13 protein-coding genes are annotated in these 13459 nt (G+C 61.5%); 8 read left to right on the forward strand and 5 right to left on the reverse strand.

Features of this window, described 5'->3' with window-relative positions; genetic code table 11:
* The first annotated feature begins 101 nt into the window (after positions 1-101).
* Genes B1722_RS01590 through B1722_RS01610 form a run of 5 tightly spaced genes read left to right on the forward strand, consistent with a single transcriptional unit; the run spans position 102 to position 5415 of the window.
* Positions 102-1154, forward strand: coding sequence for an agmatine/peptidylarginine deiminase (locus B1722_RS01590; protein WP_086791002.1), 1053 nt, complete (start codon positions 102-104; stop codon positions 1152-1154).
* Between the two features lie 3 nt (positions 1155-1157).
* A complete protein-coding gene (aguB, locus tag B1722_RS01595; RefSeq protein ID WP_086791003.1) occupies positions 1158-2066 on the forward strand; it encodes an N-carbamoylputrescine amidase in 909 nt (302 codons plus the stop codon).
* A 2-nt stretch (positions 2067-2068) separates the two neighbouring features.
* The gene (locus tag B1722_RS01600) at positions 2069-3172 is read left to right on the forward strand and encodes an extracellular solute-binding protein (RefSeq protein ID WP_086791004.1); all 1104 of its coding nucleotides are present in this window, start codon (positions 2069-2071) and stop codon (positions 3170-3172) included.
* A gap of 48 nt (positions 3173-3220) precedes the next feature.
* Positions 3221-4342 carry an agmatine/peptidylarginine deiminase gene (locus tag B1722_RS01605; protein ID WP_086791005.1) on the forward strand — a complete coding sequence of 374 codons (1122 nt, stop codon included), beginning with the start codon at positions 3221-3223 and terminating at the stop codon, positions 4340-4342.
* 50 nt (positions 4343-4392) lie between these two features.
* Entirely contained in the window at positions 4393-5415 is a 1023-nt protein-coding gene (locus B1722_RS01610; RefSeq protein WP_086791006.1) for a GlxA family transcriptional regulator, read from the forward strand.
* Positions 5416-5440: 25 nt separating this feature from the next.
* Here B1722_RS01610 and B1722_RS01615 read toward each other — a convergent pair whose 3' ends face one another.
* Positions 5441-6475 carry an alpha/beta fold hydrolase gene (locus B1722_RS01615; protein WP_086791007.1) on the reverse strand — a complete coding sequence of 345 codons (1035 nt, stop codon included), beginning with the start codon at positions 6473-6475 and terminating at the stop codon, positions 5441-5443.
* A 301-nt stretch (positions 6476-6776) separates the two neighbouring features.
* Here B1722_RS01615 and B1722_RS01620 point away from each other — a divergent pair, with 301 nt between their 5' ends.
* Positions 6777-7190: a cupin domain-containing protein gene (locus B1722_RS01620; RefSeq protein WP_086791008.1), complete on the forward strand. Its 414-nt coding sequence runs from the start codon at positions 6777-6779 to the stop codon at positions 7188-7190.
* A 6-nt stretch (positions 7191-7196) separates the two neighbouring features.
* Here the strand turns inward: B1722_RS01620 and B1722_RS01625 are convergent, their stop codons facing one another.
* Positions 7197-8186, reverse strand: coding sequence for an AraC family transcriptional regulator (locus B1722_RS01625; protein ID WP_256198928.1), 990 nt, complete (start codon positions 8184-8186; stop codon positions 7197-7199).
* 120 nt (positions 8187-8306) lie between these two features.
* Positions 8307-9002 carry an SDR family NAD(P)-dependent oxidoreductase gene (locus B1722_RS01630; RefSeq protein WP_047294060.1) on the reverse strand — a complete coding sequence of 232 codons (696 nt, stop codon included), beginning with the start codon at positions 9000-9002 and terminating at the stop codon, positions 8307-8309.
* A 402-nt stretch (positions 9003-9404) separates the two neighbouring features.
* Here B1722_RS01630 and B1722_RS01635 point away from each other — a divergent pair, with 402 nt between their 5' ends.
* Positions 9405-10910: a sensor domain-containing diguanylate cyclase gene (locus tag B1722_RS01635; protein WP_086791009.1), complete on the forward strand. Its 1506-nt coding sequence runs from the start codon at positions 9405-9407 to the stop codon at positions 10908-10910.
* Positions 10911-11121: 211 nt separating this feature from the next.
* On the opposite strand, the gene B1722_RS01640 is transcribed toward B1722_RS01635, so the two are convergent.
* Positions 11122-11547: a potassium channel family protein gene (locus tag B1722_RS01640; protein WP_041072585.1), complete on the reverse strand. Its 426-nt coding sequence runs from the start codon at positions 11545-11547 to the stop codon at positions 11122-11124.
* A gap of 27 nt (positions 11548-11574) precedes the next feature.
* Positions 11575-11703: a hypothetical protein gene (locus B1722_RS29705; RefSeq protein ID WP_256198929.1), complete on the reverse strand. Its 129-nt coding sequence runs from the start codon at positions 11701-11703 to the stop codon at positions 11575-11577.
* Positions 11704-12058: 355 nt separating this feature from the next.
* On the opposite strand from B1722_RS29705, the gene B1722_RS01645 reads away from it, so the two are divergent.
* Positions 12059-13447, forward strand: coding sequence for an MBL fold metallo-hydrolase RNA specificity domain-containing protein (locus tag B1722_RS01645; protein WP_086791515.1), 1389 nt, complete (start codon positions 12059-12061; stop codon positions 13445-13447).
* Positions 13448-13459 lie beyond the last annotated feature (12 nt).

Here is a 13459-nt window from a genome sequence, read left to right on the forward strand (position 1 = left end):
TCCTCTAATCATTTCTGCGCAAAATCCATCGTTTGTTTGCCTGTTTGCGCGTCCGTAGCATGGTCTGCGTGAACACATTGGCTTAACTTACGAGACTTATCATGCAGCACAATGACAATAAAAGCAGCGCTTGGATGATGCCGGCGGAGTGGGCCACCCACGCTGCCACCTGGATGGTCTGGCCGCACAATCAGGCGCTGTGGGAATCGGGATGGCGTGTGACTTTGCCGCAGGTGCAAGAGGATTTCGCCCGGGTCGCCAACGCTATCGCCCGTTTCGAACCGGTGAAAATGGTCGTCGATCCGTCGGCGCTAGCGAGCGCCAAAGCGCTGTGCGGGCCGAACATCGAGCTGATCCCATTGGCGGTCAACGACAGCTGGTGCCGCGACTCTGGCCCGAGCTTCGTCTGCCACCCGCAACAAGGGCTGGCCGGTGTCAGCTGGCGCTTCAACGCCTGGGGCGGCAAGTCGGCGCACGAGCTGGACGAAAGCCTGGCACGCCGTGCACTCAATCACCTGGGGCTGGAATGCTTTGGCACGCCGTTGAGCAACGAAGGCGGGGCGATTCACGTTGATGGCGAGGGGACGCTGATCACCACCGAGTCGGTGCTGCTCAACCCCAATCGCAACCCGGACATCGGCAAGGCTGAGATGGAAGAAATCTTCAGTCGCTTGCTCGGCGTGAAGAAAACCATTTGGTTGCCGGGCGATCCTGATTACGTCACCGGCGACATGACTGATGGCCACGTCGATGGCGTCTGCGCCTTCGCCCGTCCCGGCGTGTTGCTGGTGGATGCGACCCACGACCAAAGCTCGGTGTACGCCGAAGTGGTGCGCGAAAACCGCCGCGCACTGGAGCTGGCGACCGACGCTCAGGGGCGCAAGTTCGAGCTGATCGAACTCTACGAAGCCAGCGAAGCCGTCGATACCGAAGCCGAAGTGTTCTGCGCCTCGTACACCAATTTCTACATCGCCAATGGCGCGATCATCATGCCGGCCTACGGCATCGAGGCCGACGAAGCGGCGGCGAAAGTGCTGGCGCAGGCGTTCCCCGGACGCGAAGTGGTGCCGGTGCGCATCAATCATCTGGCCCATGGCGGCGGCGGGGTGCACTGCATCACCCAGCAGCAACCCGCCTGGCCAGTGGAGGGTTGAGCGATGAGCCATCTGACCATCGCCACCACCCAGATGTCGTGTACCTGGGACCTGCCGCGCAACCTCGATCAGGCCGAGCAACTGGTGCGTGAGGCCGCCGCGAAGGGCGCGCAGGTGATCCTGTTGCAGGAGCTGTTCGCCACCCCGTATTTCTGCATCGAACAGAGCCACAAACATCAGGCGCTGGCCGAAGAGTATCGCGACAGCCGCCTGCTGCAGCGTTTCGCCGCGCTGGCCAAAGAGCTGGGCGTGGTGCTGCCGCTGAGCTGGTTTGAAAAGGCTGGCAATGCCTACTTCAATTCGCTGAGCGTGGCCGACGCCGACGGGCGTCTGTCGGGGGTGTATCGCAAGACCCACATCCCCAACGCCATCGGCTATCAGGAGAAGGAATATTTCAGCCCCGGCGACAGCGGCTTCAAAGTCTGGGACACCGCGTTCGGCCGCCTCGGCGTGGGCATCTGCTGGGATCAATGGTTTCCCGAGACCGCGCGTTGTCTGGCGCTGATGGGCGCTGAAGTGTTGCTGTTCCCCACGGCCATCGGCTCTGAGCCGGGTTGCGTGGCGCTGGATTCTCGCGACCATTGGCAGATGACCATACGCGGCCATGCCGCCGCCAATCTGCTGCCGGTGGTGGCGGCCAACCGGGTCGGGCGAGAAGTGGCGAGCACCGATCAGGCGCTGCAGATGAACTTCTACGGTTCGTCGTTCATCAGCGATCACAAGGGCAAGTTGCTGGCCGAAGCCGACCGCGACAGCACTGGCGTGCTGGTGCACAGCCTCGATCTCGACGCGATGCGCGAAGAGCGCCTGAGCTGGGGCATTTACCGCGACCGGCGCCCGGACATGTACGGCGCGCTGCTCAGTCAGGACGGCCACCACCTTCACGCACGCTGGACCACTCAAGGGGTTTGAACATGGCTTCGCACCACCAACGACTGCTCGGTGTTCTGGGCTTGGCATTGATTTGCGTGATCCCGTCGCTGCATGCCGAGGACAAAACCCTGCGGCTGTACAACTGGGCCGATTATTTTGCCGAAGACACCCTGAGCCGCTTCACCGCCGAAACCGGGATCAAGGTGATCTACGACGTCATGGACGGCAGTGAAACCCTCGAAGCGAAGATGCTTTCAGGTGGCAGCGGCTATGACCTGATTTTCCCCGGCGACACCGTGGCCGAGCGCCTGATGCGTGCCGGCAGCCTGATGCCGCTGGATCAATCGAAGCTGACAGCGCTGGCCGACATCGAGCCCGGTCTGCAGAAACTGCGCAGCCATTACCAACATTCCAGCCAGGCCACCGTGCCCTACACCTGGGGCACCATCGGCCTGACTTACAACGCAGCGCAGATCAAACAGCGCATGGCCGATGCACCCGTCAATAGCCTGGACATGCTGTTCAAACCGGAGCTGGCCGCGAAGTTTGCCGACTGTGGCATTTCGTTGATCGACTCGCCGGATGAAGTGCTGGCAGTCGTGCTCAATTATCTGGGCCGAGACCCGCGCAGCGCGAAACCGGCGGATCTGGCAGCGGCCAGTGAGGTGCTGATGAAGCTGCGGCCGTACGTGCGCAAGTTCCAGTCGCAACCGGTGACCGATCTGGTCAACGGCAACCTGTGTCTGTCGCTGGGTTACAGCGGCGACATGACCCAGGCCCAGCGCACCTCGGACAGCGCCGGCAAGAGCACCCGCTTCGAGTACCGCATCCCGCGCGAAGGCACCACGGTGTGGATGGACACCATGGCGATTCCGGTCGATGCGCAGCACCCGGAATACGCCTACGCCTTCATCAACTTCGTGATGCGCCCGGAGAACATGGCGGCGATCAGTAATTTCACCGGTTACCCGACTTCCAACGCCAAGGCACGGGCCAGCGTCGACGCGGCGATGCGCAATAACCCGGACATCTACCTCGACGAGGCGACCTATGCTCGATTGATCCCGGGCAAGGACATTCCCCAGGCCGATATGCGCGCCCGCATGCGCACCTGGACCAAATTCAAAACCGCCACCCACCCATGATTCAACGGCCGGCGCCCGGTCGCCGGCCCCCTTTCAGGAAAGCCCGTTATGTCGACGCGTCGTGAGTTCATCAAACAGGTATCGGTCGCTGCAGGTGTCAGCGCCGCGGTCATGGGCCTTGGCCTGGCCCCCGGCAAACTGCTGGCGGCCAGCGCGGGGGATTGGTTCATGCCCGACGAGGGCGACCCGCACGAGCGCGCCTTCATCGCGTTCGGCGCGCAGGATGCAATCTGGGAGGATTTCACCGCAGATGTGCAAGCCGCGCTGGGCCGCATCGCCCGCACCATTGCCCGTTATGAGCCAGTCAGGGTGTTATGTCGCAGTGGCGAACGCAGCCTCGCCGAAGAGTATTGCGGCACCCGCAACGTCACCTACGTGACCGCCGCGCTCGACGATATCTGGATGCGTGACATCGGCGCCAATTTCGTCATCGACGACAAGGGCGGGCTTGGCGCCGTGGACTTCAATTTCAACGGTTGGGGCAACAAGCAGCGGCACAGCAAGGACGCGAAAATCGCCGCGCGAGTGGCCGCCGATGCACAGGCGACCTACCTGCGTAGCGAGCTGGTGGGCGAGGGTGGCGGCATCGAAGTCGACGGCCACGGCACCGGGATCATGACCGAGAGCAGCTGGATCAACAGCAATCGCAATCCCGGCTGGAGCAAGGCCGATGTCGAGGCTGAATTGAAGGAACGCCTGGGCCTGCGCAAAATCATCTGGCTGCCGGGGATCAAGGGCAAGGACATCACCGACGCCCACGTTGATTTCTATGCGCGGTTCGTCAGGCCCGGCGTGGTGATCGTCAACCTCGACACCGACCCGCAGTCCTACGATCACCAGGTCACGCTGGCGCACCTGGAAATTCTCAAGAAAGCCACCGACGCTGACAGTCGCCCGCTGCAGATCCACACGATTTCGCCGCCGCTCAAGCCGCGCAAGAGCAAGTTCAACCAGAACAACCCGGATTTCGCCGCCGGTTACATCAACTACTTCGTGATCAACGGCGCGATCATCGCCCCGGAATTCGGCGACAAGGCAGCCGATCAGAAGGCTTACGACTTGCTGTCGAAGCTGTACCCGGAGCGCAAAGTCGAGCTGCTGAACATCGATGCGATCGCTGCCGGTGGCGGCGGGATTCACTGCGTGACCAGTCATCAGCCGCAAGCGTGATTGACTCTTTGGCCCATCAAGCCAACTATCGGCGCATAACAACATGACCGATGGGCCAGACCTTGATCGAACGACGTCAATTCAGCGGAGGCATGAAGGGCAAAAACCTCCGCTATCTGAATGAGCAAGCCGCCGAGACCCGCATCACCCGCACCGGTTTCCTGTTGCTGGAGCACTTTTCACTGCCGGCCTTCACCCAGGCGCTGGACACGATCATCACCGCCAACCTGTTGCGCGCCGGACTGTTCAGCTCGCGCACGTTCGGGCTGGGCGAGGGTGAGGTGATCAGCGATCTGGGGCTGGTGATTCGCCCGGATGCGCGGATTGACCTGGCCAGTCTTGCACAGCTGGATCTGCTGGTGGTGTGCGGCGGTTACCGTACCGAGCTGAAGGCGAGCGAGGCGTTGATCAGCCTGCTGCGCTCCGCCACCGAGCACGGTATCAGTCTGGCCGGATTGTGGAACGGTGCGTGGTTTCTCGGCCGCGCCGGGTTGCTCGATGGTTATCGTTGCGCGATCCACCCGGAACACCGTCCGGCGCTCACGGAAATTGCCAAGGCCACCCAGGTCAGCAGCGAACCTTATGTGATCGATCGCGACCGGCTCACGGCGTCGAGCCCGTCCGGCGCATTCCACATGGCGCTGGACTGGATCAAGGGCCTGCACGGCAAGGCGCTGGTCGAGGGTATCGAGGACATTCTGGCGTTCGAGGAGTCGCGCTATCGGCGGATCAAACCGGATGAAAACCTCTGCGTCAGCGCACCGTTGCGCGAGGTGGTCAAACTGATGGACGCCAACCTCGAAGAGCCGCTGGAGCTGGAGCAACTGGCGGTCTACGCCGGGCGCTCGCGGCGCCAGTTGGAGCGTTTGTTCAAGGAGCAGTTGGGCACCACGCCGCAACGCTATTACCTGGAATTGCGCATCACTGAAGCCCGGCGCCTGTTGCAGCACACCGAGCTGTCGCAGATGGAAGTGCTGGTGGCCTGTGGTTTCGTTTCGCCGAGCCATTTCAGCAAATGCTACAGCGCGTTTTTCGGGTATCGACCGTCCAGGGAAAAACGCCTGGTCAAGTAGACCGAGGCGTTTTCTGCCTTCGGTCTCAGAGGTGATCGGCGTCGATCACTGCTTGGGCGAACGCCTGCGGATCTTCCTGCGGCAGGTTGTGGCCGATGCCGCCGTTGATCAGGCGGAACTGGTACTTGCCGGTGAAACGCTTGGCGTAATCCTCGGGCGCCGGGTGCGGCGCGCCGTTGGCATCGCCCTCGAGGGTGATGGTCGGCACGCTGATCGACGGGGCGCTGGCGAGTTTCTGTTCCAGCGCCGCGTATTGCGGTTCGCCCTGCACCAGGCCCAGACGCCAGCGGTAGTTGAACACGGTGATCGCGACGTGATCGGGATTCTCCAGCGCTTTGGCGCTGCGGTCGAACGTGGCGTCATCGAACGCCCACTTCGGCGAGGCGAGCTGCCAGATCAGTTTGGCGAAGTCGTGGGTGTTTTTCCGGTAGCCGTCACGGCCTCGTTCGGTGGCAAAGTAGAACTGATACCACCATTGCAATTCGGCCTTGGGCGGCAATGGATTCTGCCCGGCAGCCTGATTGCCGATCAGGTAGCCGCTGACCGAGACCAATGCCTTGACCCGCTCCGGCCACAACGCCGAAACGATGTCCGCCGAACGCGCGCCCCAGTCGTAACCACCGAGCACCGCTTGCTTGATGTTCAGGGCATCCATGAAGTCGATCACGTCACTGGCCAGTGCCGCCGGTTGACCGTTGCGCAGTGTCTGGTCCGAGAGGAAATGCGTGTCGCCATAACCCCGCGCATACGGCATCAACACCCGATAACCCTTGGCGGCGAGCAATGGTGCGACTTCGTCGTAACTGTGAATGTCGTACGGCCAGCCGTGCAGCAGAATCACCACCGGCCCCTGCGCCGGACCGGTTTCGGCGTAGGCCACATCCAGCAGGCCGGCCTGCACATGCTTGAGCGGGCCGAACGGCGAGGGCGCGGCATAGCTGACGTTGTGGTCGCCGGGTGCCGGCTGCGCGGCGGCGGCCGTTGGCATTTGCGTCGCCGCCAGCGCGCCGAACAGCGCCACGGCGAAGATGTTCATACGGTTGAATGCTGCGTTTTTCATGCTGAAGTCTCCTTGGCAATCCTGTCGGGGGCAGGTGCGGGCTGAACCCGGCAAACCTTGCAGGCATTTGAACGCCTTGACGTATCTGGCCCATGTCGAAAAAGCGCGGTGATTCAAGTTCATGTATCGCCGGGGTGTCTGTACACACTGTGATACATAGCCAGTGTGCTTTGTATGGCTGTGTATTCAGCGTTGCGCACGATACATGGCGAGACCAAACCCGGGTTTTTCGACACATCGGCGCTACACCCGGCGGTCACAGTGCAGGCCTTCACACCACCACTGTCGAGAGGGCAACTGCATGCAACGCACACTGATTCTGGCCACTGTGGCCGCACTGGTTTCATTCACCGGTCTGGCGCAGGCGGCGGACGCTCAGGCCATGAGCTGGCAACAGGGCCTGAGCCGTACCGAGCTGATTCGTCAGGACCTGGGTGACGCGGATCGCGAGTTGATACAGGCACGTATCGATTTCGAGCCGGGTGTCACCGCGCCGCGGCATGCGCATCCCGGCGTCGAGGTGGCGCACGTGCTCAGCGGCACGCTGGAGTATCAACTGGAGGGGCGGCCAGCGGTCACGCTAAAAGCCGGGGACTCGCTGTTCATCCCGGCAGGTGTTGCTCATGTGGCGAAGAACGTCGGTCAAGACCAAGGCGTTGAACTGGCGACCTATGTGGTGAAAAAGGGCCAGCCGCTGCTGGAGCTGAAACCGTGATCGGGCTTATCTGGCGCGCAGCAACTTGCGGTAATCCACCGGCGAAATCCCGCGAGCCTGACGGAAGGAATGGCTGAAAGAACTGGCCTGCGAGTAACCCAGCATCAGGGCGATGTTCATGATGCTGGTCTCGGTGCGGCGCAGGTAATGGTCAGCCAGTTCCATGCGCATGGTTTCCAGCACCTGATTGAAGTTTTCCCCTTCCGCCGCCAGTTTGCGTTGCAAGGTGCGCGGCGAAATCGCCAGCTGCCGGGCCAGGCTTTTCAGGCTGAAATCGCCGGTCGGCAACTGTTCGGTGAGCAAGGCACGCAAGCGGTCGGTCACGGAAAATGCCGGGTACGACAGACACAGCTGCCAGTCGGCCTCCAGCAGCATGCTGCGATGCATGCGCGGGTCGGCGCCCTGAATGCGTGACGAGAGGGTCGACTCGGCGAACACCAGCGCATTGCTCCCGGCTTCGAACTGCACCGGACATCCAAAAAACGCTTCGTAGAGTGCCGGCTCACCGAGCGCCGGATGCCTCATTCTGACCTCCAGCATCGGCGAGTTGCTGGCGATCAACCAGCGACCGAACGCCGCCCAGCCGGCCATTAACGTTTCCTGATGCAGGGCGCAGTAAGGCTCCAGTTCATTGATGCGCTGATCTTCGAGGGTCACGCGGCCGTCGCCGATGACGATCCGGGTCTGGCTGGACGGGCTGTCATAAACGATCTTGCCGAACCGCAGAATCATGTTCAGCGACTCGCCGAGCGTCGCACTGGTCATCAGCACGTAACCCAGTACACCGTAGGTGCCGGGGCGCACCGCGGCGCCGACCAGCAGACCGAAATGCGGCAGGTTGCTGCTGCGCGCCGCCAGTTCCAGCAAGGTCCGCAGTTGGCGCATGGGAATGCGCACAATCGAATCGGACAACTGCTCGCGTGAGAGTCCGGTCTGCTGCAACAGCCAGTCGCCATCGCAACCGTGTTGCTCGGCGACATCAAGGACGTGGTTCACGAAAGCAGCGCTGGAAGTGGCGGGTCGCATGGGGGGAGGGGAAGTCCGGTCATCCGGTGATCTTGCTTTTCCGAAAGGTGAAGAAAGCGACGTCGCCAAGGCGCGCGGCGTCAGTAGACCCTACATGCGCCCGATCACCGGAATGCCGGTGCCGGTGACCGCAGACGCCTGTTCCGAAATCAGAAACAGAATGACCGCCGCCAGCTGCGCGGGTGTCACCCAGCGCTGGTGCTCGGCGTCGGGCATGGCCTCACGGTTTTGCGGGGTGTCGAGCACGCTCGGTAGCACGGCATTGACCGTGATGCTCATGTCCTTGAGCTCTTCGGCGAGGCTTTCGGTCAGGCGCAGTACGCTGGATTTCGACGCAGCGTAAGCACCCATCCCCAGTCCGGCCCTGGCCGCCATGCTCGCGCCGATGTTGACGATGCGCCCCGCCGAGGATTGCAGCAGCAACGGCAGCAGGGCTTTGCTGGCATTCAAGGCAGTTCGCAGGTTCAGCGAGTAGAGCCGATCCCAAGCCTCTATCGCACCACCGAGCAATGGCTCCCACGCGTAACCGCCAGCGCCGTTTACCAATGCATCGAGGCGCCCGAAGTAGCGATTGATCTGGTGGGCGACGTCCTGGCAATCGGCAAAGGAAGTCAGATCGATGCCGGACAGGACCAGTCGGTTATGGGAACTGGGCAGCGTAATCGTCGCCTGATCGATCAGCACCAGATCCGCGCCCCGGGCGGCGGCCATGTCCGCCAGGGTCTCGCCGAGATTCCCCAGGGCGCCGGTAATCGCCACAACGCGCCGTGAGAGTGACTGAGTCATCAAGAGTCCTTTCCTTTTTAAGGGCGCATACTCTAATGATATCGGTCGCCCGTAGCATGCTTTTGGATGTCAACTTGTTGTGCAAAAGTGCCAATTTTTTTTGCTCGGCAAATCTTCGGGCAAGGGTCGTGAAACAGGCGTCAGAAAGTTGGCTTCTGTCGCGCTTCACCCGTCCAATCCTGAAAGCCTGGCGATGGTTTGGTCTGGCATGCTTGTCATCGTTTCCCCAGGCGCGATGGCTTTTCTGAAGTCTGCGGCGTGTTTTTTTGCGCCACCTATTCTGTTGCTGCAGCAAGCCCGTGCGACTTGTATCCTTGCCCGCGACAAGGACAAGCGGCTGTAGTCATCGAGTCGGTCAACCCGCCGCAGAAACGGAAACCGGATTTTCCCAAAGGTAGTGATGTGAAGCGTGATACCCGCCTGGTAGTGCTGTTGTTGTTGGTCATCGGCTGTTCCCTCGCGTCGCTGACGGTATGGAAAGTGTTGGCCTCTCGCGAGCGTGCGCTGGAGGAAGTCAACGTTCATGGCTTGAACCTGACCCAGGCGCTGGCGACGTATTCCGAAGGCATCGTGCGCCAGAGTTCGTTGCTGCTGCTCGGGCTCGTCGAACGTCTGGAAACCGAAGGCAGTGGCCCCGCGCAGATCCAGCGTCTGAGTGCACTGGTCAACCGTCAGGAACCGCTGATGCCGCAGCTCAGCGGTATCACCATCTACGACAATCAGGGCCGCTGGCTGATGTCGTCCAACCGACCGATTCCGGCCGGGGCCAACAGCCGTGATCGCGCCTACTTCATCCATCATCGCGACGATCCGAGCCGCGACACCTTTATCGGTCCGCCGATCCAGAGCCGCTCCAATCAGGAGTGGGTGATTACCGTCAGCCGCCGTTTCAACGATGCGCACGGCGAGTTTGCCGGGGTGGTGGCGGTGACGCTGGGGGTCGAAAACTTTCTGCGCCTGTTCGGCAAGATCGATGTGGGGCAGGAGGGCGCCATCGGCTTGTCCTATACCGACGGTACGTTGCTGGTGCGCTATCCCTTCCGCGAGCAGGACATGGGGCGCAACTTTTCCAAGTCGCCGATCTATGCGAAGTATCTGGTCGATCGATCCGTCGGCACGGCGTCGTTTACCTCCAGCCTGGACGGCGTCGAGCGGCTTTACGCCTTCCGCAAGAGCGACCGGCTGCCGCTGATCACCACCGTTGCTCTCGGCAAGCGCGAGGCCCTCGCGGCGTGGCGCATGGAAGCCTGGTTGTCGGCTGTGGTGGTCACAGGATTGCTGGGGCTTACCGGGCTGATCGGCTGGTGCCTGATGCTGGATATCCGCCGGCGTACCAGGGCTGAAGATCAATTGCGCGGCACACAGCAACAGTTGCTCTCCTCCAATCGCCAGCTTGAGTTGCTGGCGATGAAGGATGCCTTGACGGGTCTGGCCAACCGGCGCTGCTTCGATGAGAGCCTCGCCATGGAAGCCCGGCGCGCCCAACGTGACGGCACGACACTGGCGTTGCTGATGATCGATATCGATTACTTCAAGCTGTTCAACGATTTATTCGGGCATGTCGCCGGCGATGCTTGCCTGCAGAAGGTCGGCAGAATCCTCGAGGGTTGCGTAAGGCGTCCGTCGGATCTGTTGGCGCGTTATGGCGGAGAAGAAATGGCGGTGATCATGCCGGACACCGACGTTGCCGGTGCAACGGTCGTCGCGCAACTGATCCTAGATCGTCTGGCGCAAGCGCATATTGCGCACCCCTCCAGCCCGGTCGGGCGTGTGACCGTGAGCATCGGGATTGCGGCGGCGTCGGGGGCACGACTGGATCACGTGCCAGGGTTGATCGAGGTGGCCGACCAGGCGCTGTATAACGCCAAGACGTCGGGACGTAATCGGTTTGTACCGGCCGAGTGGTGACGGGGGCGAACAGGACGTTGTCAATCAGTGGCGTCGGGCGCCTCCCGCAGAGTCTTTGGGCGTCATTCGATGACCGGAGGTTTCAAGGAGGAGGGCGCGACCACTGAGTCGTTAGACATGGAGCAACACAAGCTGTACCTCATCGAGCACGGCGAAGACCTTCCCGAAGTACGCAACTGGCAATGGACACCCCGCCAGACGCCATGAGCGGCTATTTGTGCTTCCAGTATTTCTGCATTTCCAGAAACAGAAACGACGCGGTCCAGGTTATGAGGACAAGGCCGGTCAAGGCCTCAAGCCCGGTCAGGTACTTGAGGTGGCCAACCGGCGAAATATCGCCGAAACCGATGGTCGTGTACGTCGTGAAGGAGAAGTACACGCAATCCATCAAAGAACCGTCGAAGTTGCCGGTCAGCTGTCCCCATTCGCCCGCGCGGGACATCAGGAAGTAAACCACGGCGAACGCCCAGACCTCGATGGCATGGGCCAACAGACTGCCCAACACACCGACAACGATTCTGAACCGGCTCCAGATTTTCAGGCGCGGCATCCAGTCATTCAGGCGCAGCAGGCACTCATAGTGGATCACTACTGCGATGATCACGACCAGGCTGTTGATCAGCGTGACGGCAAGCATTGGCCTGGCTCCAGGAAGACGAGCGTGTCACGCCAGCAGCAGATGGTCTTCGACCCTGCCGACGTCGGGCACTGACCAGGCCGCGCGCTCGGCATCGATTTCAGGCTGAAACTCGAGTTCTTCGAGAATATTTTTGCGCAGGTTCAAGTCGCTCATGGCGGTGTCCTCTTCCGGGCAGGTGTCGATCGGTCAAACGTGCCTGTTGTTGTTTTTCTACACCGCAGCGACGCGCGCGCATTGAGGTATATCAACAATGCCGGCCTCGCCCTCGCATTGGCTGATGGCGTCTGCAAGTCGGTGATTGTTTGACAAAGATCAGAGTGGTGACCGGATAACGCCAGATACTCGAATCATTACCTTTGCCGTCGTGAGCAATCGAGGGAACAACCATGAACAAGCGCTTGCCGATTGTCGTGCTGAGTGCGTTGTAGCTGGCAACAATCCCGAAGCAGCCATGAATCGGCGTATGGCTGAAGGCGTCGGCGTTCTCATCCACATTCAGGAGACGGCCATGCGAATCACTTTTCTGGGGGCGGCTGGCACCGTCACCGGCAGCAAATACCTGTTGGATCACCGCGACCGGCATGTGCTGATCGACTGCGGGCTGTTTCAGGGTTACAAGCAATTGCGCCTGCACAACTGGGATCCTTTCCAGCTGCCCGTGCGGGATCTCGACGCGATCGTGCTGACTCACGCTCATCTGGATCACAGTGGCTACCTGCCGGTGCTGGTGCGCAACGGCTACCGTGGCCCGATCTATGCCACCGCAGCAACCTGTGAACTGGTGAAAATCCTGTTGCTCGACAGTGGGCGCCTGCAGGAAGAAGAGGCCGGGTTCGCCAACCGCCATGGTTTTTCCAGGCATGCGCCGGCGTTGCCGCTGTACACCGAGCAGGACGCCGAGCAGGCATTGAAACTGTTGCAGCCGGTGGAGCTGCATCATCGGGTCGAGATTGTTCCCGGCCTGAGCATCTTGCTGCGCGGTGCCGGACACATTCTGGGCGCGGCCACGGTCGAGGTGGTTGCCGACGGTGTCACGCTGGTCTGTTCCGGCGATCTGGGGCGGCCCAACGACCCGTTGATGCTTGCCCCCGAAACCATCGAACACACGGATTACCTGTTGATCGAGTCGACCTATGGTGACCGCCAGCACCCTGACGACGACCCCGAGCAACAACTGACCGACGTGATCAATCGCACGGCGTTGCGCCACGGCATTACCCTGGTACCGTCATTTGCGGTCGGTCGGGCGCAACTGCTGATGTATCACTTGTATCGCTTGAAGCAGAAACACGCGATTCCGGATCTGCCGATCTACCTCAACAGCCCGATGGCGACGGATGTCACGCGTCTGTATCAGCGTTTTCGCAGTGAGCACCGGTTGTCGCTGCAAGAATGCGAGGGAATGTGCCAAGGCACGCGTTTCATACGTTCGACCCAGGAGTCGATCGATCTCGATCATCAGCGCATTCCGGCCGTGATCATTGCCGCCAGCGGCATGGCCACCGGCGGACGGGTGCTGCACCACCTCAAGGCATTGGCGCCGAATCCGGTCAACTCGCTGCTGATGCCCGGTTTCCAGGCCGGCGGCACGCGGGGCGCACAGATCGTTGCCGGTGCGCCGTCAGTGCGTATCCACGGTCAGGAGGTGCCGATCCGCGCCGAAGTGGTACCGATGCAGACCCTGTCGGCGCATGCCGATGCCGATGAAATCATCCAGTGGCTGCGCGGTTTCAAACGTGCACCGAAACACACCTACGTGGTGCATGGCGAACCCAACGCCTCGGATGTTTTGCGGCGGCGTATCAGCCTGGAACTGGGCTGGTCGGTGTCAGTGCCGGAGTACCGGGACAGCGCCGAACTGGGTGCCGATGCGCCTTCAGCCGAACGGCAGGAGTGACAGCGTCAAATC

It is taken from the genome of Pseudomonas sp. SCPG-7 (genome assembly GCF_002156405.1).
GTDB lineage: Bacteria > Pseudomonadota > Gammaproteobacteria > Pseudomonadales > Pseudomonadaceae > Aquipseudomonas > Aquipseudomonas parakoreensis.